A 20,606-nucleotide genomic window follows, 5' to 3' on the forward strand; every position below is an offset into this window, starting at 1 on the left:
TTTGTAACTGCCGTAAAAATAATGAAATATATTTAATTACATAAACATTAAATTATCTTAAAATTGATTCAAAGAAATAAATTAAGCACTACTTAAATATTTTAATTTATATTACATAATATGGTAATTAAATCAATTTGATCTAAGATTTATGGAGTTATCTGTGTATTTGTTTGCTTTTTGTAGGTAATGATGCGTAAGTATGTGATTTATCGTGATTATCTACTACATGCACTTTACTATCTAAATTTGAAACTATATTTGTTGCTTCTTTTAAAACATTTAATTTATTAATATTTTCGAACTCATTTTTAAAGTTATCTTTTAACTGTTCATTGAAGATTTCTTTTGGTAAATAAATTCCACCGGTAATAGTGCCTACCCCAGTATATTTAGATTTAGAATATAAAGTAGAGGCAATATTACTTGCTAACTTTTCTAGATTTTTTGGCTCTAAAAAATTATTTATATTATCAGGATTTTCTTTAGAATATTCAGAAACGATAGGTTTTAGCATCTGATTTATCATGTAAAAATCTTCACCTCTATTATCACCTTTATCAAAAAGTTTTTGTGATATTTTCTCGCTTAAAATATTTGCCAATAAATTACTCTTAATATTTTGTTTATTTACAATATTTTCATATAAAGGGTTCAATATTTGTAATGGAGAATTTACATGATTTGTAATATGTTTATATTGATTTGTTCTAGGAGTAGCTAGGTTAGTAACCATATTCATAGGTAGTGAATTTAGTTTTTCTATAATATAGTCTTTAATCGTTTGATTTTCTTCATATAATCTTTTTACTTGTTGAGCAAAAATTTTTTTACTAAGTACATTTCTTTTTCCTTCAGCTTGTATTTGTAAAAATAATTTATCAATTGCCTTATCAATTAATTTTGCTTGTTGTTCTTTAATTAGTTTAGGTACTAAAGGAGGGATAGCCTTATCAAGATTGTAAGTATCAGTAAGTAGCATTAAATTATCAGGTAATTTAGCCTCTGCTAAATTAATATTTTTAAAATTACAATCTTTTAAAGAAGTGACTTTAGTTAAATCTGCATTTTTTAATGATACGCCTGAGAAGTCGATATTAGATAAATCACCTACTAATATAGCTCCCTCTAAGCTGAATTTTCCATTTTGTATTTTATGTAAATTATTTCTAAGAGTAATTGCATCTATAGTTTTATCTTTAAAATCTTGTGATGGACTAAATACGTCTTTTAGTTTTTCAGTAGCATAGCTAAAACCTGCTTTTATAATATTCGGCAATTGCCCTTCCAAATAATTTGTTTTTTGAGCTAGAGTATATATAGCACTAGCAGCCTCACGATAATTACTTTTTTCAACCTCTTCTATAACTTTAACTAATTCATTAGGATGGTTTAACATTGATGGAAGTAAATTATATAATTCTTTCTTATCAAGGTTATTTATACCTGGTATTTCTACTAAAGTTTTATCTAAAATACTTGCAAATATTTCTCTATTATTGTTTAAATATTTTTTAATTTCAGGATTGTCTTTAGTTAAAGCTATTAACTCTTTTGCCATTCCCGTATAATCACCTTGAATAAAAGCTCGAAAAACCTTTTTTAATGATTCAGATTGATCAAGTAATATAGGCATTATGCTCGTTAGCTTTGTAACATCATTCGCTTCCAGACCATAATTTATAAGTTGTTGTTTTATAGTTTGGCTATTTTTTGCATCTTGTTCTAAAACTCCTGTAATTAAATTATCAAATAGACCTCCTTTACTTTGCTCTACTAATATATCTTTTAATTTAAATGAAGGATCATTAAGGGCGGAGATTATATTACCGGTTAAACTCATATAATCGCCTTTATTTAAGTCTGCAATAATCTCATGAGCAACTTCCGGTTTTGACATAACTTCGCCTACAATACTAAGCATTTGTTTATCAAAATTATATTCTTTTGTTACGCTTTGTACGCTAGGAGTATTTTCAATAATACCTAAAACAATATTTGGTAAGATTGTTTTATTATTAGCAAAAAAACTTTTTAATTTATCATCACCAGCTACCATTTCTAAGGATTTCTCAAGAGATATCATTACACCTTGATTTGGAGCATTAAGAGTATCAAAAATCTCTTTTGTTTCAGGCACTTTATTTAATAAAGTAGGAATAATATCTAAAATTTTAAGATCAATTTTGTAGGTTTCAAAATGTTCTTTTAAGAAAGGTTTAGCTTGTTCTTTTGCTTCTTCTAAGAAATTTTCAATAATTATTTGTTTTTCAGGAGATAACTTATTAAATCTTTTTAGAGTATTAGGATTGTTTATATTTTTAGCCAGTTCTTGCTTAAAATCAGGATGTTCATTAAATATTTTTAATAAATTTTTCTTTTCGGGTTTTTGTAATATATCATCAAAAGTTTTTATATAATCGCTTGGAAGTATTTCAGTTGCTCCTGTACGTATGTATTTCGTAATATCTTCACTCTTTTCGTTAAAGAATTTTTGGAAGTTTTTATCGGTAACCAGCATATCTAAAGTTCTAGAAGTCACTTTATTCCAGTCCGGTAGCTCTTGCTTTACTTCAACTGCAATTTCTTGAAGTTTTTTAAGTACTTGTTCATTTTTAAAACATTCTTTTAGTATTTCGAGTCCCTTTGCATCTAAAGCACTCTTATCTTGAAATTCTCTAAAGCCCGCATTTGCTAAGATTTGACCTATTTTAGGCAAATCACCCGAATGTTTTTTTAAAAATTCCCATATTGGAGATTTTTTAAGAAGTGATTTTTGAAATTCCGGATCAAGATATATCTTAGAAGAGTTAGCAAGCTTAACAAGATTATAAGTATTTACAGGATTAGTTAAAATAAATCTTGCTCCGAGTAATATCGTTCTTAAGCTTATACTCTTTGAAGATGATAAGTCCTGAATTGCACTCTTTAGTACTTTATTAGCTTTAGAAGAAGATAAAACTTTTTCTACAACTTTTTGATAGTTTTTATTATTTATAACAGCCATAAAATCACTCGCTAATGTTTAAATATTCTAAATCTATTTTAAAAAATTTTTAAAAATAAAGATCAGGTATTTGTAATTTTTTGTTATTGTTGTTGTTAATATGTATACTTCGACACAACATGTTCAGCATAAGTGCTATCTGAGTATATTATTTAGCCTCCGCTGTGGCGTCCATCTCAGTGAATACTTCTTCCCATGAACCGGTAGTCGCTGCTTTTGAATATTCAGTTGTTCTATTTTCAAAAAAGTTCGTATGTTCGACTCCGTTTAGCATTTCATCAAGCCAAGGCAGGGGGTTATGATTTACCAAATATACATCTTTGAGTCCTAGCTGCATTAAACGACGGTCGGCAATATAACGAATATATTGTCTTACTTCATATGCCGTTAATCCCTCAATACCGCCAACTTCAAAAGCAAGTTCAATAAAGGCATCTTCAAAATGCACAATAGTCGTACAAGCTTCATAAATACGTTTACGTAAAGTTTCTGTCCAAACTTCAGGGTTTTCTCTTACAAAAGTCTTAAACAGAGTAATAATTGAGTTAGTATGAAGTGTTTCATCACGCACTGACCAAGCAATAATCTGTCCCATACCTTTCATTTTATTAAAACGAGGGAAATTAAGCATGATCGCAAAAGAAGCAAATAGCTGTAATCCTTCAGTAAAAGCTCCAAATACTGCGAGTGTAGTTGCTATATCTTCTTTGGCATCCACTCCGAATTGCTGCATATAATCATACTTGTCTTTCATTTCCTTATATTTAAGAAATGCTGAATATTCTACTTCCGGCATACCTACCGTATCAAGTAAATGTGAATATGCCGCGATATGTACCGTTTCCATATTAGAAAATGCTGATAACATCATTAATATTTCAGTCGGTTTAAATACTCGTGAATAATGCTTCATATAGCAATTATTCACTTCAATATCTGCCTGTGTAAAAAAACGAAATATTTGCGTTAATAGATGTTTTTCCCCTGGAGTTAAGTTATATTTCCAATCTTTAACATCGTCGGCAAGTGGTACTTCTTCCGGTAGCCAATGAATTTTTTGTTGAGTGTGCCAAGCTTCATATGCCCATGGATATGAAAACGGTTTATAAATTGGACTTGCATCAAGTAGTGACATAATTTTTCTTCTTTGAATTTTTCTATTTCTTCTTTTGAAAGCTTAGTATATTTAATTATTTTCTCGATCGGCTCATTATCCGCTAACATTTCTTTTGCTATTTCTGTATTTCTTCTAGTTTCTCCAATTTCAATACCCTCAGCTTTCCCCTCATTATATTTACTTTTTTGATTTAACTCTTCCGTTTGAGTAGCAAGCATCGCTTTAATATAATTATCATATTCTGCTTCGCTCCAGTTAAATTATTCAATAGTTTTATAAACTGATAATGCTATTTTCATCTTTTGTATGTTGCGGGGGTTCTTGTGCTCTATCGAATTTAGCCATCATATATAACCAATCATCTTCTCGGCTTTCTAACTCATCTGCTTCTTTGGTAAATTTGTCTAATTCAACAAATACGCAAGCATTTAAGTTGATGCTTACCGTTGCCGACATTAATAGTTTGATGATAGCTAATACATTCTTTTTCCTCGGGCAATGCCTGAAATCCAGAAATAATTACTACCATTACTACAGGAGCTAGATCAACATATTCTTTTCCTCTTTTTAATTGCGAAGAAAATGCTATACAACTGTAAAATGGTACTCTTGCTAAAGAAGCATCGGCATAGCCGTCTTGCATCTCAACAATATAAATATTGCCGGAGTTATCTCGAACTTTTACGTCTACTATACTCCTTTTATTCTGTCCTAAATCCGGCGCTTGTTCGTTTGAAATACATTCAAGGTTGATAATCCTTAACTCTTCAAGTAACCTCATAATATATTGAGAAAGCCTAGTCACCTTGTTTTATCCGTAAACAATTTTTTAAATGCTACATCATTTGTTGGGTCTAAATATCTTTGCATAGTTATACTTACTGACAAGCTAAGCATTCTTCGTGGTTACCGGCTTCTGCTAACTTATCGTTTTGTTCCTCTAAATCTTTAAAATCGGCCTTTAATACGTCATGCGAGACCTTATCGGCTCGCTGTATTGATGTCGATCTACAGTAATATAAACTTTTTACCCCTTTTGTCCAGGCTTTAAAATGAATATTATTTAAATATTTCTTACTAACATTCCCCGGTAAAAAGATGTTTAAAGATTGTGCTTGCGTAATGTAAGGAGTACGATCGCTTGCCAGTTCAATTAGCCAATTTTGATCAATTTCGTAAGCGGTTTTGAAAACCTGTTTTTCTTCTTCGGATAAAAATGTTAAATGTTGTACTGATCCTTCATGTGTTGCAATCGAAGACCAAACTTGATCATTATTAAATCCTTTCTCCTCTAATAACTTTTCTAAATGTTTGTTACGTACGTTAAAAGAACCGGTTAAAGTCTTTTGTACAAAGCTATTAGCGGCAAAAGGCTCTATTCCGGGTGAGGCATTACCTGCTATTACCGAAATTGAGGCGGTAGGTGCTATTGCGGTTTTATTGCTAAATCGTTCATTACTTCCTGCATCTAGAGCATCAGGACATGCTCCTTTTTCTTTACCGATTTCTATTGAGGCTTTATCAGTTTCATCAGATATATATTCAAATATTTTTTTATTCCAAACTTTTGCCATAACCGATTCTATCGGTACTTTTTTCATTTGCAAAAATGAGTGGAAGCCCATTACGCCAAGTCCAACGCTGCGCTCACGTAAAGCCGAATATTTAGCTCTTGCCATAGTATCCGGTGCTTTATTAATAAAGTCTTCTAAAACATTATCAAGGAACAACATAATAGAATGGATAAATTCTTTATCGTCTTTCCACTCTTCGTAATACTCTAAATTTAAAGAGGAAAGGCAGCAAACAGCAGTTCTTGACTTACCTAGATGGTCAATTCCCGTCGGCAATGTAATTTCGCTACAAAGATTAGACATTTTAACTTGAAGCCCTAATTTTTTATGATGCTCAGGGATAGATTTATTAACACTATCGATAAATAACAAGTAAGGCTCACCTGTTTCTATTCTAGTAGTTAATAACTTAACCCATAAATCTCTTGCTCTAACTTTATTTACGACTTTTTTGGTAGCAGGACTAACAAGGTCAAAATCCGTATTGTTTTCAACTGCTTTCATAAATTCATCGGTTATAGCTATACCGTGATGAATATTAAGAGCTTTACGGTTAACATCCCCACCTGTAGGACGTCTTATATCGATAAATTCTTCAATTTCAGGGTGATTAATAGGCAAATATACAGCCGATGAACCTCGTCTAATAGAACCTTGCGAAATAGCAAGAGTCATAGAATCCATTACTTTAATAAACGGTATAATACCAGATGAATGACCTTTATCACGAATCCCTTCATTAATAGCACGAACATTACCCCAATAACTGCCAATCCCGCCACCGCGTGCAGCAAGCCAAACATTTTCTGTCCATAAATTTACTATATCGTCTAAGCTATCATCGGTCTCATTCAAGAAGCATGAAATAGGAAGTCCCCTATCCGTCCCGCCGTTACTTAAGATTGGTGTTGCTGGCATAAACCACATTTTACTCATATATTCATATAACTTCTGAGCATGCTGTTTATTTTCGGCATAATAACTAGAAACTCTTGCAAATAAATCTTGAAAATCCTCACCTTTCATAAGATACCGATCTCGCAGAATAGCTTTACCGAAAGGAGTAAGTAAATTGTTATGGTTGTTGTTTATAGTGATTTGAAATTTATTTTTTTTAAACGTGTTCATTATAGGTACTAATGGGGTTGTAGGATTTATAATGCTTATTTTGAAAAAATGACACCATATTCAGTGTATAGAATCTTCACTTAAGTAGACACGAGAATAATAATTTATTCAATATAAATATTTATTTTTTTTTAGATTTTTGACTTGACACAAATCACTCTTGATTACTATATAAAATAGTTTGTACAAATATTATACTTTCTTAAGGCACAAACAGTCTTATCCTGTGGAAGTAAGGCAACATTGCGTGGTTCCCGGTTGCATTTTCGCGTAGACATAAGTTTAAGGATCGATTCCATCTCTGTCATCTCACGATCAAGTCACAGCGTAACAGAAAGAAAACCGATCCATGCAACAATACCTTATCTATACGGGAATAACGTTAAATACATTCTCCATCATTCGTATTAAGAGACCTATCGGTGTAACCTCATCCTTATGTTCAACAATAAACGATGCAACAAACGTGGTGTGTCGGCTACTATCCAATCAACTTCTACAACATAATATCCTGGCTCTCTATCTGGAAAAGTTACTTCAATCATTTTAGAAGGAACTAATGTATGATTCCAGTAAGGACATTGATCAGAAAGTTCACTATAAATTTCGTCTAAATCATCGTGTTTCAGTCTATTTTCAAAGGTAAACTCTGCTTTTGTCATTTGCACTATATAACCGCAAGTGTTATGTGATACAGTATAATCCCATGCTATTGTAAGTTTTTTCTCACCTTCTAATGGTATAGTTTATCCAGTTAAACGTTGGATCTTTTAATTCCGCTCTTATTTCTTCATTAGTAGCATTTACCCAATCTGTATCATCTGTACGCCCACCATTAAGAATATTCCCATCTAGCGGTAGCGGTTCCCCTGCGACATAATTTCCACAACGCTCATCACTCCCTTTCCCTGTTTCAAATTCGTTAAGTTTCTACTCTTCATCTACTAGCTTCTTATCTACACAAACTTTTCCCATTGTGTAAAGCGGGAATATTATTCGACCATGTTTTAGGGTTGGTGGATTGTGTTGTTCTTCATTTTTCATAAATTCGACCTTTATTTAAGTTAAAAATATTAAGTAACTACAAAATATTAAATGTAGTTATAGTAATATAAAACTTAAATTGTTTTTGATATTATAATAAAAATACAGCTTCATAATACTGGACAACAATGTCTAGCACCCTAGGAGTCAATCCATGTAAGCAACAAAGTTAGAACCTAGGCTGAAGAATTTTGATTTTAAAGATTTTTTATTATATAGCCATGGCTGGGTTACGGTAATAGTGTCTTGAAACGTGCCGGCAGCAGCAAGAGGTTGTGACGACAGACGTGCATATACGGTATAGTTTTTTGTGACCGGTTCAAGACCTAGTGTATAGCTATCGGTAAATGTTACAGTACTACTAGTACCGTTACCGAGGATTTGAGTAAAACCGGCATCTTTATACAAATTATAATTCAGCTTACGTACCCCATTAATCATATTTCTTGGGTTATAAATATTAGCAGCTCCCGTACTAAAAGTTACGGTATAACTAACAAGTAGTGATAATAAAGCACCACAAGTAACTGAAGCAATAACGGCAGTTGTGCTAATGGCACCGACATTAAAACTACCGAAATTTACGGTTGGAACTGACGGATTACATGTTGCAAGTAACGCCATAGCATTTCCTGACATAATCATGTTGATTAATAATATTATTATTGATTTCTTGACATTGCTTAAAAAGAATTTGTCATACCGTGGTGGTCAAGCCACGGTATGACAACGGAGCGTTTTTAGTCCACACAGGAGTAACAATAAAGTCTTCATTTGCATATTGCTTCGCCTAAATCAATTACAGGGTCATTTAAATCTCTATTAACCGGTACGCTAAAATGACAGCATTTACTATTCTCCTCATTCTCGTCACAAAATAGAACCGTTTAATACTTCAAGATCTTTAATATATATCTTACCGTCATAGCCTACAAATATTTCTTCATCTAAACCTTCAATACTCACGTACTATCAAATACTGTCATTTCAATGCTTTTAATTATTTTAATATTAAAGTCTAATAATACCGCTGATTTTGTTCTTGGAGCAACTTTCAAAGCAATTTCTTCAAACTCTGTATTAAGAGGTAGATTTTCATCGTCTAGTCTTATTTCGGAAGGAACATACGGTGTTAAGTTAGGTACAAGCATTTTACCTTTATCATCGGTATCACCCGCTATTATTATAAACCCCGACATTCTTTAAACTATTTACTTTAATCAAAGCAAGACCTCCGTTAATCGGTCTTGTCTCATAATAGCTTTTATCAATAGAGAAAATTCCTCCTTTGATATTAAACTGTTTCATTATTTCGGTATCATTTTTCTACAGATAAACTCCAATATCATTATTTTTACCGTTACGGTTAACTTGTACATTGTAATTTGTAGCTTTAGCTTTGATCAGGTTAGCATTATATCCCCATCCCATATTTGAAGTAATCGGTGAGGAAACACCAAGTTGCTTTGTATGATATTTATTTTGATATAAATCGGTCAATGAAATGCTTTTATTGGAATCTAAATTCAAGTTAAATGGTATATAGGCAAAATTATTTTTACGTTTACTATTTAAATCGGTACCTATAGTAAAACTTAAGAAACCTTTTTTAGTAATATTTCTTTGATAAGTCGATGATAATATATTTGAGCGTTTACCTTTTTGCATTGTGTTATTTACGACACAAGACAAAAAATTAACACTTATATTACCAAAATCGGTATTACCGCAACTAGCTGAAATCTGATAATTTCAACTTGAGAAAATCTTATCGGGATCGTTATATACGTCCTGATAATTACTATTATTTCAATCTAAATTACTATTAATATCAAAATATTCCGATTCATAAGTATAACCGCAATTAATTCTTTGACAGCGACCGAAATTTTGATATTATTTGCAGCTGAAATGCCTATAATAAATTTCCGACTTTTAAATTATTATCCCTACTGCTCCATTATTTTTTAAAAATTCAAAATGTCCGCCGCTTGTTAAATAATCATTCATACCAAGCATATAATCAGTATTTAGAACTAAATATTTATAAGCACTGCTATATATAGTAAAATCTTGTCTTTGAAAACCTGCTTTGTAAGAGAAATGTGAAAGCCCGGGACGTAATAAGCTCGGTGATGCGTAATAAGGAATAGTAATTGTCTAAACTTTACCGGTTATATCTTGCGTTTTAACTATTAAATCACCTCTACCGGTGATCACCGGAATATTGGTTATATCAAAATCCCCCATATGAGCTTTAGTATTATATATAGGTATACTATTTAAAAATATCTCTATACTGCTTGGAAGTTCTGATTTCCCTCTAAAATCCAGTAACGGATAGGTAACTAAATTCGGTCTAACTGCAAAATTAGTAGCATACTGAATACCGGCAAATCTAGTTGAATTAGACCAAGAAGACACTTTAGTTATGCTATTATCCATCCCCTACCCACCAATTAGTCATCTTATCCAAATTCTCATATGTCCAATTTGTGTCTAAACGTGTAAATTTATTTTGGTTTTTTGTGGTATTTGTGATTTTAGAAAAATTTGATTTAACGGCTTCAGTTTGAAATAAGAAACTATAACTATACACCGTGTTCAGTGAAATAATGGAGTTCCTCTACTCCGGCTAAATAATTAATATCATCATTTGGACTAAGAGTCACATCATAGTTTAAATATACCCCACTAATAAGTTTAGTATCGACGTTCTTCATAGGACCACCTGAAGCATCAAATGATTGAGGTTAAATTTTTCTGCTGGAACTTTTACAAAGTTTAACGATTTTACAAGGCTAGTTTAAGAAATGGTTATATTTAAATATGAATTGATGATATTTGCCCCACAGAATTTGTTTTGGTTTTTCTTTAAATTTTATTTTTTACATTAAAATATAATGAATATAACCCAAATTAGCTATAAATAGATTCTTTATATAGAAAAATTACAAACAGATAAAGAATCTATTATAATTACCAAACGCGATAGGGAAGTAGCACAAATATTACCTATAAATACTAAAAAAATCTCATTATTCGGTATGCTACAAAACAAAGCCGAGATAAAAGCGGATATATTAGAACCCGTAGAAGAAAAGTGGAATGCAGCACAACCTTTAAATGCATCTCGTCTAGTATAATATCCGACAGTTTTTAAAAATCCCCCTGCGAAAGTGTTGGATTTCTATAAATATACTCACATAACCATTGATTATTTTCTCAATATCCAATAAAATCCTTTTTAAAATTTAAATATAAAAAGTATGTATAATACTGATGTTGTAATAATAGGTGCCGGTCCGGTTGGATTATTTGCAGTTTTTCAAGCAGGAATGCTTGGCATGAAGTGTCATGTTATTGATGCACAAGAAGTTATCGGTGGTCAGTGTATTACCCTATATCCTGAAAAGCCTATTTACGATATACCGGCATATCCTAAAATTGCAGCAGAAGAGCTAATAAAACAGTTAGCACTTCAAGCAGCTCCTTTTAACCCTATATATCATTTAAATCAACAAGCTATAGAGCTAAATAAACAAGATGATTTTTTTGAAATTAAAACCTCAAAAAACACTCTTATTAAAAGCAAAGTTATTATTATTGCAGCAGGAGCAGGTTCATTCGGTCCAAATAAACCGCCCCTTGCGAATATTGAAGATTTTGAAAGCAAGTCAGTTTTTTATTTCATCAATGATAAAAGCAAATTTGCGGGTAAAAATATAGTTATAGCAGGCGGCGGGGATTCGGCTGTTGACTGGGCTATTTCTCTTTCAGATATTGCAAATAAAATATATTTAGTACATAGGCGGGATAAATTTACGGCAGCTCCTGAAAGCGTAAGGCAATTAAGGCATATTGCAGAAACCGATAAAATCGAGTTAATAACCGGTTATCAATTAAATGCTTTAGATGGTAATAATAGTGAACTTCAATCGGTTATAGTTAAAGATTTACAAAATAATACTCGCAAATTGGATGCCAATATATTACTACCTTTTTTTGGTTTAAAACAAGATTTAGGTAGCTTAGCAAATTGGGGTTTAAATGTTAAGCTTCACCATATTGAAGTAGACTCTTCCTATTATCAAACTAATATAGAAGGTATTTACGCCATTGGCGATATTGCTCATTATGTTGGTAAGCTTAAGCTGATTCTTACGGGTTTTGCTGAAGCGGCAAACAGTCTTCATCATGCTTATAGTAGAGTATTTGACGGCAAGGCTCTACATTTTGAGTATTCTACTACCAAAAATACGGGGAAAAGAAGTAAGAGCGTGACTAAATAAAGAGATCGTCATTGCGAGCAACCGTAACCGTAGAGAGCGTGACAATCTCATGAAACAATAACAAACTCCTGAGATTGCTTCGTCAATTACTTACGTAATTTTCTTGCAATGACGTTAAAACTGAACGGAGACAAAAATAAGAGTGAATAATATAATTGATGGTAAAGCATTAGCCAATGAGATACTAGCAGACTTAAAGCTAGAAATTCAAGAACTTACAAGCCAAACCAACGCTTCACCGAAGCTTGCTATAGTCCTAGTAGGCGATAATCCGGCAAGCATTATTTATGTAAGACACAAAATAAAAAATGCACATAAAATAGGAATTTATACTTTATTAATAAATCTATCTGCTACTATTCATACTAATGATTTAATATCAAAAATCAATGAGTTAAACCTTGATAACGAGATTTCAGGAATTATAGTTCAGCTTCCTTTGCCAAGCTCCATAGATAAAAATAAAATTTTATCTGCAGTATCACCTTCTAAAGATATCGATGGTTTCCACCCTTTAAATGTCGGTTACTTACATAGCGGAATTAGTCAAGGCTTTATTCCCTGCACTGCTCTTGGTTGTCTTGCAGCTATAAAAAAATACGAACCTAATTTAACCGGTAAAAACGTTGTAATTATTGGACGCTCAAATATAGTAGGCAAACCTTTAAGTGCTTTACTGTTAAAAGAAAATTGCAGCGTTACTATTTGTCATTCTAAGACACACAATTTACGCTCTATTACTTCTAAAGCCGATATTGTCGTTGCTGCAATAGGCTCACCTTTAAAATTAACTGCAGAATATTTTAATCCTAAATCTATAGTAATTGATGTAGGCATTAATAGAATTAGCAGCAATAAAATTATCGGTGATGTTGATTTTGAAAATGTTCAGTCTAAAGTACAATATATTACTCCCGTCCCAGGCGGCATCGGACCGATGACTATTGCATTTTTACTTAAAAATACGGTTAAGGCATTTAAGGATTCCTTATATACTCTTGATACGTAAAAAGTAGATAGACGACGCCAATTTTTCAAATTAAACGAGTATCTTATAAACATTTGCAAGTTCTACATAATGTCTTACATTATCTTGCATATATTCTAAATCTTGATCGGTTAAATATCTAACAAATTTTGCAGGGGATCCCATCCATAATTCTTGAGATTTAATTATCTTCTTTGGCAGGGCCTGCAGCAATAAAAGCATATTCTTCTATTACTGCATAATCCATTATCGTAGCACTCATACCGATAAAAGCATTATTATGTATTGTACAGGCATGAATAAGAGAGAGATGACCGATAGTTATATTATCGCCTATTTCTACTGGTCCGTTAAACCTTGAAGCATGAATTACACTACCGTCTTGTACGTTAGTATTATTTCCTATTTTTATTGATGCAACGTCGCCTCTAAGAACCGTATTAAACCAAATGCTTGAATTACTACCTATTTCAACATCTCCTATTAAAGAGCTGCTTTCGGCAATATATGCACTTTTATCGATTCTTGGCGTAACTCCTTTGTAAGAGATAATGAGCATTAATTATAATCTACCCAAGAAATATTACCGTCTTTACGATAATAAACTATATTGATACGATCATTATTTATATTTTTAAATACTACTGCAGGTAAATCTTCTAAATCCATTTGCATTACCGCTTCTTTTACTGATAATTTTAATATTTCTACAGGCTTTTCAGCGATAATTGCCGGATTATCATTATCTTCGGCGTTAGAGGTTTCACTATCAGATTGCGGATTAATAATATATTTGGTACCTTCGTAAGCAATTTCTGATATTTTTACTTTACCCGCATGATGATTTTTGAATTTTGATTTATATTTTCTAAGCTGTTTTTCTAGTTTTGACATAGCTTTATCAAAAGCTACATATATATCACTACAACTATCATTACTTTTGACTATATTATGTTTACCGGAGCCATATTTTACTATAATATCACATTTAAAGTTAATTCCTTCTTTTGAAAAATGTATATCTATATTTATTATATCGGTAAAATATTTTTTAACGACTTGCGTAGCCCTCTCTTTTGAATATTCTTGTAAATTATTACCGATAGCAATATGTTGACCTGAAACTGAAATAATCATAAATAACCTTTATAATCTGAAATAATTAATATATAGGCGTTACTAAGTAACACCTATACAATTAATTTATATTTAGAGTAATTTCAAGTTTTATTACAAATTAATTTATTTAAACTTTAGCCGTAGAGTTTAGGACGCTTATCCTTATTTTGTTGCGATTTAATTAGTTTTTTAGCAGTCTTTCTTACATAATTAGGCTCAATGCCAATTTCTAAGCAGGTAGCATTAAAATTTTCATTATTTTCAACAAGTCATTTTTTAGCGTTATATTCTGCTTTTGTTGCCTCTTTCTTGGTAGAAGTATTAGTTGCATCTATTATTGCCTGCATAATAATAGCACTTCTAAGAGCAATATCGGGTATAGGATTATAAAGTTTAATACGCTCAAAAGGAGTAGTTAATTTAATGACATATGGTTTAGTCATATAAAACCTCTAATAATTATTAATAAAGTAAGATTTTATTAATATAAATGTAACTACTAGTTTTTTTAACAAAGGCCTTAAAAAGTATAATAATTTTCAAGGCTTCAACTAGTAGTGACTAATTTGGATTAATAGAGATATCTAGTAATTATAATATTAGGAATAAGCTAGATGTTAGGTTCTGTATATTTTTTGATAAAATACGATATTTTACTCTTGCAGAAATAGAAGAATTGTTATATACATTGTTATCTTTTACGTATACTCAAATGATTTCAAGAATTGAATTTTATTTTGAGAGGTGAGCACCCGCAGCCTATACTTAATAGATGAAGATGCAATCCTTGATAAAATGAAAGAGCAATTCTTAAAAGCAGAATAGTATATAAGGGGGTGTAGCTCAGTTGGTTAGAGCATCTGCCTGTCACGCAGAAGGTCGCGGGTTCGAGTCCCGTCACTCTCGCCAACCCCTTTCAGGTTTCGGGATTTCCTGTCGTTTTCTAAAAAATTCATATGCTCCTTTTATTCGCCTTTTGTTTTAATTGTTATATTAAACTCTTTTAAATTCCGAATTTTAAATATTATAAAAAACTAACTTTGTATATTCCTTAAAGTAACCTCAACTCATTTGTTTGCACTTTTAGTTAAATTTCTATTGTATTCTTAAAACTTCTTATTATGATTCTATCTATAAGCTCATTTTTAACAAAATATTAAAATTTATAGAATTTAATAAGAAAATAATTATATTTAGATGGTTTCAACCCTCAAATCAAGAATTAATAAGAACTATACAGAAAGAAAATACCGCAGAAGCACAAAAATTAATTGCCGCAATGGATATTACTGAATTAAGTAAAGTTAGGGATATTTATATTAGCATTAGCAGGACTATTTGCAGCATCCGTACCTATATTTTGAGTTACATTACCGTCACCTATCAAATTCAATGTACCGCCTACACCGCCGGTGCTCAGTACTGCTCCATTTGCTCCTATGCTACCGGTTAGCGTAAACCCATCTGCTAAAGCTAAGATAGAGCCATTCTTATTTAAAGCTACGGGAACAAATACATTAGCTGAGAACGTAATGGGGGTTGCTCCTATATTTACGAGTTTTAAGCTGCTGCCGTTAGCTCCAATCGTACCGTTAACATTACCGCTTTGTATTGTCAGTGTGCCTTAGTTATTTCCTTGGTTATTTGCAGAGGTCGTAACTGAACTGGTCACACCATTTACTATTAACTCACCATCTGCTCTAAATAATATGTTACCACCCGCTCCTAGATCTAAAGCTTGGTTAAATGTTACCTGCTATTCATACTAAGTAACTGCGTAAATACCGTATGATCGACTACGACATCACCTGCTCAGTCTACTATGAAATGCTTAAGGCGATGGGTATTCTATAGTATAAGGTCCACCGTTATTTGCTATGGTTAGGTATTTTGTGATTGCTCCTATTCTCACTATTCCATATTCATCATTGCCAGATTTGTTTAAATTATTATTTTAGCAAATTTACATTCCCATTTGCTGCATCTATTGTATATGTTGTATTATCCGCTATTCTAATATCACCTATATCTCCGGCACTTGGATCATTGATTGTTAAATTAGCACTTATTTGTATTTTTGCTTGTATAGCGTTTAATAATGCAACATTAATTGTATTTTCGGTATTTATTATTAAAGTACCGCCGCTAGCATTACTATTATTAAAAGTAATACCTCCTACATCTTAATAGACTGTTAACACTTATAGTTCCCGCAGCTAAAACACTATCTGTAAAAACAATACTATTTACCGTAGTATTACCTTGTAAATCAAGAATCTTACCGTTACCTCCATTACACTGAAGTATATTGAAATTATTTATATTTCCGTTAAGTATAGCATTCCCTATAAAATTTCCGTTTACTCCTTTAGCACCGTCTATATTACCCGTAACCGTTATGTCCTCATCTAAATTAAGTACGGACGTATTACTTTGTACATTAATATTAGTAGCTTTTAATATTGTAGAATTAAGTGTTGCCGACCCAAGTAAAACATTTACTGCGGCTAATGAGCCTATATTACCTATATCGCCTGTTATTATGTTACTAATACCAAGATCATGAGCTAGATTTAGTATCCCTTGACCGTCAACGCCGGTAGTATTATTTATATTACCCGTTAACGTTGTTATATTACCGTCAAAAAGAGTAAGTATAGAGTTATTGTTAGTAAGATTTATATTTGCAGCATTAATTGTAATATTAACTGCTCCGGACATATAAATCTGTGCTTCCCCGTTTCCTACATTTATTCCGGCAAGAGAGTTAGTTAGACCTATGTGATTTGATATAGTACCCGTACCTACAAATGTTATTGTTGCCAGCTACCGTATTATCTATCTGAGTTGTAATATTTAAACCGTTATTAATTTGTCAAGTAGAATGCTTACCGGCGAAATCTATATTACTAAATGTTTGATTACCGACTCCGGTAACAATTGACGTAACATTATTATTAATAAATTTAAGAGGAGTGAAATTAGGAGTAAGACCTACTGTTGCACTAAAAGCACCTATTGATACATTTTGACTTACCTCAACCCCACCAACAGTAGGTAGTGCTATTAATTAATGTATTTATCCCGCCAATAACAGCATTTGTTTTATCTGCCGATATTTTAATTCCAAGCCCTTTGAATAAATATTGCCGTTATTAAATACTCCTCCTACAAGACCGACACCGGAACTCAAGCTTACGCTACCGAGATTAGGAATTGTTGCTCCTGCAGTATCAGAGCTAGTGAATAATGTTCCGCATAATGATGCCGTTGCTAAAAATTTTCTTAATATTTTTGATTCTTTCATTAATATTAATACATTTAATTAATACTTTGTAGCAACTTTTTTACAATAATAAAATAGAAGCAGATAGAGCTAGATTCAGAAAGCTTTAGACAAGATGAATTGACGACTGAGTCTGCAGAACGTACAAAAAACGTGAGCAAAGGCGCATATCAGAAAATTCACTTGTATCAAGCTTTCTGAACGACGCTGTACCAAAAAAATATTGTTACTTGGTAGTGTAGAAATTTAATTTTGTATTTAGAATTAAGTTAAAGGAATTTCTCAATGAAAGTTGGAAAGCAGAAAGATAAACTAAGCTGTTTTGTCTTTTATTGTAGGCATGGATTTTACTACCTCAGATACACCGCTTTGAGTAGCTGCCGCAGTAGTAGCAGCATTACTGTGTCACACCCCCCACGGGGTCCATAAAAACAATAAAAAATACTAATAATATTAGTATTTTTAACTGGATCCCATGGTCAAACCACGGGATGACAGAGGTGAAATTGATCCACGCAACAATATAGTCGCCCAATTTAGTGACAGGCGTAAGGAAGAGAGTCTATAATAATAGGTGAGCTCAAGATAGTCAGGAATTAAGCAAGAAAAATCGCATTTTGATTGAAAAGTCAAAAAGAATTACTTTACTATAGCTTGCATTAATTTAATATATGATATTTTGACTATTAACAAATCTCTATTTATTTATCGGTGTTCCTACCAAAGCATGCTTAAGTACTTGATCAATATTTGATACAGATATAATTTCTAGGCTTTCTTTTATATTCGGCGGTATATCTTTCAAATCTTTGACATTTTCTTCAGGAATCAACACGGTTTTAATACCTCCCCTACTTGCAGCAAGTAACTTCTCTTTAAGACCACCTATAGGTAAAACATTGCCTCTTAAAGTAATTTCACCGGTCATTGCTACAGTACGATGTACGGGTATTTTAGTCATCAACGAAACAATAGTCGTAAACAAAGCACAGCCGGCAGACGGTCCATCTTTTGGAATAGCTCCGGCCGGTACGTGAATGTGAATATCAAAATCTTTATAATTGTCGTACTTTAATCCAAAATTTGTTGCTCTGCTTCTAAAACAACTATAGGCAGCCATTGCCGATTCTTTCATAACATCACCGAGTTTTCCGGTGGTCTTTATTTCACCTTTCCCTGGAAATGCTAAAGCCTCTATAGTTAAAAGCTCTCCGCCTACTTCAGTGTAAGCAAGTCCCGTAGTACTTCCTATTTGATCTTCTTTCTCGGCAAGCCCGAAATTATATTTCTTAGCTCCTAAAAATTCTTCAAGATGATTACTATCTATGGCGATATGCTTAACACTTTTATCTGCTAAAATCTGCTTTAATGCTTTTCTAGTTAATGCCCCTATCTCACGCTCTAAAGCTCTTACACCTGATTCCTTGGTATAATATCTAATTAAATCCAAAATGGCCGTCTCGGATATAGTAATTTCATCTTTTTTGATTTTATGCATTTTAAATTGTTTTGGAACTAAATAATTTCTGGCAATTTGGAGCTTTGTTTCCTCTACATAACCGGAAATATATATTTTTTCCATTCTATCACTTAAAGCTCTAGGTAAATCATGAGAGTTAGCAGTAGCAATAAATATTACATTTGATAGATCATATTCTACTTCTAGATAATGATCAACAAAGTGACTATTCTGCTCAGGGTCTAATACCTCAAGCAAAGCGGATGCCGGATCACCTCTAAAATCAGAACTCATTTTATCGATTTCATCAAGCAGCATTACAGGATTACTAGTCTTAACTTTCTTAAGTTGACCTAAAATTTTACCGGGCATTGATCCAAGGTAAGTTTTTCTATGCCCTCTGATTTCTGCTTCGTCTCTAACACCGCCGAGCGCAAGTTTAGCATATTTTCTGCCCATTCCTTCGGCAATAGATTTTACAAGTGAAGTTTTACCGACCCCTGGCGGACCTATTAAACATAATATAGGTCCTCTAATTTTACTTGAACGCTGTAATACTGCTAAATATTCTATAATTCGTTCTTTAACTTTTTCGAGTCCAAAATGGTCACGATTTAAAATTTTCTCTGCTTGGTTAATATCTATTTTGCTATTATCATACTTACCCCAAGGCAGGCTAAGCAATGTCTCAAGATAGTTACGCGTTACTCCCGACTCCGCTGACATTTGGTTCATAGTACGGAGTTTCTTAAGTTCAGCCTCAGCTTTTTCTTTTGCTTCTTTTGATAATTTTAAACTTTTAATTTTTTTCTCAATATCGGCAAGTTCTGATTTATCTTCATCAAGCTCTTTTTGAATAGCTTTCATTTGTTCGTGCAGATAATAATCACGCTGCGTTTTTTCGATTTGCTTTCGTACTCTTTGCTGCAATGCCTGCTCGGTTTCTGAATTTACTATATTGGAAGTAAGCATACTAATAACCGTAGTGATACGCTTAAAAGGACTCGTTTCTTCTAATAAATGCTGCTTTGCCTCAAGTGAAGTTATCAAATGTGAGGCTAATATATTTATAATATCTATGAAATTAGTGCTATTACTTATTTTTTTATTGATAGTTTCAATAATTTCTGCATTAACTTTCTTATCATTAATCGCATATTTACTAAATAGTTGTACTGCATTATCAACGAGTGAACGCATGTTATTAACGTCAAATATTTCTTCATCTGGAATAATTTCGTAATTTGCTTCAAAAGCTTCCTCGCCTTTGATATTGCTTAGCTTTACTCTTGCTACTGCTTCTATTAAGATTTTTGCCGTATTATTAGGCAGCTTCACTATTTGGATAATCTTGGCAAGTATAGCTGTGTTATAAAGTTCGTGTGTACTAGGGTTTTCTTGATCAAATTTTTTCTGTAAAGTTACTAAAATATATTTACTATTATCTTCCTCGGAAATGGTAGTATGAGAGAGTGCTTGCAACGATTTTGGCCTACCCACAAAAATAGGCGCAATTACTCCCGGGAATACTACCATATCTCTCAGTGCCATTAACGGAAGGGATTTTTTATGCATCAATTAAAACCTTTTAA

The 20,606-nt window shown here is 32.3% G+C and carries 18 protein-coding genes, 1 tRNA gene and 4 pseudogenes; 5 read left to right on the forward strand and 18 right to left on the reverse strand.

Translation table 11 applies throughout. The features are described from left to right. Positions 1-157 precede the first annotated feature (157 nt). The 12 genes and pseudogenes from RSIB_RS05320 to RSIB_RS05560 form a co-directional block, all read right to left on the reverse strand. Positions 158-3,007, reverse strand: a complete 2,850-nt coding sequence (locus RSIB_RS05320; protein ID WP_004995689.1) for a pentapeptide repeat-containing protein — start codon at positions 3,005-3,007, stop codon at positions 158-160. 148 nt (positions 3,008-3,155) lie between these two features. Next, a complete protein-coding gene (locus RSIB_RS05315; protein WP_004995690.1) occupies positions 3,156-4,142 on the reverse strand; it encodes a ribonucleotide-diphosphate reductase subunit beta in 987 nt (328 codons plus the stop codon). Positions 4,143-4,533: 391 nt separating this feature from the next. Further along, positions 4,534-4,929 (reverse strand): PD-(D/E)XK nuclease family transposase, encoded by a 396-nt coding sequence (locus tag RSIB_RS09300; RefSeq protein ID WP_016728193.1) that lies wholly within the window; start codon positions 4,927-4,929, stop codon positions 4,534-4,536. 73 nt (positions 4,930-5,002) lie between these two features. Next, positions 5,003-6,826 carry a ribonucleoside-diphosphate reductase subunit alpha gene (locus tag RSIB_RS05305; protein WP_016728194.1) on the reverse strand — a complete coding sequence of 608 codons (1,824 nt, stop codon included), beginning with the start codon at positions 6,824-6,826 and terminating at the stop codon, positions 5,003-5,005. Positions 6,827-7,242: 416 nt separating this feature from the next. Beyond that, positions 7,243-7,497: a chitin-binding protein gene (locus RSIB_RS05535; RefSeq protein WP_337459632.1), complete on the reverse strand. Its 255-nt coding sequence runs from the start codon at positions 7,495-7,497 to the stop codon at positions 7,243-7,245. Between the two features lie 55 nt (positions 7,498-7,552). Continuing rightward, a pseudogene (locus RSIB_RS10335) lies at positions 7,553-7,870 on the reverse strand (chitin-binding protein). 147 nt (positions 7,871-8,017) lie between these two features. Continuing rightward, positions 8,018-8,515: a spore coat protein U domain-containing protein gene (locus tag RSIB_RS05300; protein ID WP_016728196.1), complete on the reverse strand. Its 498-nt coding sequence runs from the start codon at positions 8,513-8,515 to the stop codon at positions 8,018-8,020. 317 nt (positions 8,516-8,832) lie between these two features. Beyond that, positions 8,833-9,069, reverse strand: a complete 237-nt coding sequence (locus RSIB_RS05295; RefSeq protein WP_004995697.1) for a fimbria/pilus outer membrane usher protein — start codon at positions 9,067-9,069, stop codon at positions 8,833-8,835. Then, positions 9,041-9,178: a hypothetical protein gene (locus RSIB_RS09520; protein WP_004995698.1), complete on the reverse strand. Its 138-nt coding sequence runs from the start codon at positions 9,176-9,178 to the stop codon at positions 9,041-9,043. Before RSIB_RS09520 ends, RSIB_RS05295 begins: the two co-directional genes overlap by 29 nt. Before the next feature lie 18 nt (positions 9,179-9,196). Beyond that, positions 9,197-9,538 carry a hypothetical protein gene (locus tag RSIB_RS09525; protein WP_004995700.1) on the reverse strand — a complete coding sequence of 114 codons (342 nt, stop codon included), beginning with the start codon at positions 9,536-9,538 and terminating at the stop codon, positions 9,197-9,199. Between the two features lie 492 nt (positions 9,539-10,030). Beyond that, positions 10,031-10,315: a hypothetical protein gene (locus RSIB_RS05290; protein WP_004995701.1), complete on the reverse strand. Its 285-nt coding sequence runs from the start codon at positions 10,313-10,315 to the stop codon at positions 10,031-10,033. A 146-nt stretch (positions 10,316-10,461) separates the two neighbouring features. Beyond that, complete coding sequence (locus tag RSIB_RS05560) at positions 10,462-10,593, reverse strand: hypothetical protein (RefSeq protein ID WP_016728200.1); 132 nt, start codon at positions 10,591-10,593, stop codon at positions 10,462-10,464. A 210-nt stretch (positions 10,594-10,803) separates the two neighbouring features. Between RSIB_RS05560 and RSIB_RS09530 the strand changes: the two genes are divergently transcribed. From RSIB_RS09530 to folD, 3 genes and pseudogenes are all read left to right on the forward strand, one after another. Further along, a complete protein-coding gene (locus RSIB_RS09530; RefSeq protein ID WP_050396449.1) occupies positions 10,804-11,016 on the forward strand; it encodes a hypothetical protein in 213 nt (70 codons plus the stop codon). A 123-nt stretch (positions 11,017-11,139) separates the two neighbouring features. Continuing rightward, positions 11,140-12,146 (forward strand): annotated as a pseudogene (locus RSIB_RS05285) (NAD(P)/FAD-dependent oxidoreductase). 158 nt (positions 12,147-12,304) lie between these two features. Then, positions 12,305-13,171, forward strand: a complete 867-nt coding sequence (folD, locus tag RSIB_RS05280; RefSeq protein ID WP_004995703.1) for a bifunctional methylenetetrahydrofolate dehydrogenase/methenyltetrahydrofolate cyclohydrolase FolD — start codon at positions 12,305-12,307, stop codon at positions 13,169-13,171. A 30-nt stretch (positions 13,172-13,201) separates the two neighbouring features. Here the strand turns inward: folD and RSIB_RS06765 are convergent. From RSIB_RS06765 to RSIB_RS08540, 3 genes and pseudogenes are all read right to left on the reverse strand, one after another. Beyond that, positions 13,202-13,709: pseudogene (locus RSIB_RS06765) on the reverse strand (gamma carbonic anhydrase family protein). Then, entirely contained in the window at positions 13,709-14,287 is a 579-nt protein-coding gene (gene hpf, locus RSIB_RS05275) for a ribosome hibernation-promoting factor, HPF/YfiA family (RefSeq protein WP_004995706.1), read from the reverse strand. The pseudogene RSIB_RS06765 and the gene hpf overlap by 1 nt, the downstream one beginning before the upstream one ends. A gap of 116 nt (positions 14,288-14,403) precedes the next feature. Then, positions 14,404-14,712: pseudogene (locus RSIB_RS08540) on the reverse strand (hypothetical protein). 389 nt (positions 14,713-15,101) lie between these two features. On the opposite strand from RSIB_RS08540, the gene RSIB_RS05580 reads away from it, so the two are divergent. Together RSIB_RS05580 and RSIB_RS08545 are read left to right on the forward strand one after the other, a co-directional pair. Then, positions 15,102-15,178, forward strand: a tRNA-Asp gene (locus RSIB_RS05580). Between the two features lie 503 nt (positions 15,179-15,681). Next, positions 15,682-15,897: a hypothetical protein gene (locus RSIB_RS08545; protein WP_032850852.1), complete on the forward strand. Its 216-nt coding sequence runs from the start codon at positions 15,682-15,684 to the stop codon at positions 15,895-15,897. Positions 15,898-16,429: 532 nt separating this feature from the next. Here RSIB_RS08545 and RSIB_RS09310 read toward each other — a convergent pair. From RSIB_RS09310 to lon, 3 genes are all read right to left on the reverse strand, one after another. Beyond that, positions 16,430-16,990, reverse strand: coding sequence for a hypothetical protein (locus RSIB_RS09310; RefSeq protein WP_004995712.1), 561 nt, complete (start codon positions 16,988-16,990; stop codon positions 16,430-16,432). A gap of 358 nt (positions 16,991-17,348) precedes the next feature. After that, positions 17,349-17,576 carry a hypothetical protein gene (locus RSIB_RS05270; protein ID WP_004995713.1) on the reverse strand — a complete coding sequence of 76 codons (228 nt, stop codon included), beginning with the start codon at positions 17,574-17,576 and terminating at the stop codon, positions 17,349-17,351. A 676-nt stretch (positions 17,577-18,252) separates the two neighbouring features. Continuing rightward, positions 18,253-20,589, reverse strand: coding sequence for an endopeptidase La (gene lon, locus RSIB_RS05265; RefSeq protein WP_032850853.1), 2,337 nt, complete (start codon positions 20,587-20,589; stop codon positions 18,253-18,255). Positions 20,590-20,606: the final 17 nt, after the last annotated feature.

The organism is Rickettsia sibirica 246, from assembly GCF_000166935.1.
Lineage (GTDB): Bacteria > Pseudomonadota > Alphaproteobacteria > Rickettsiales > Rickettsiaceae > Rickettsia > Rickettsia rickettsii.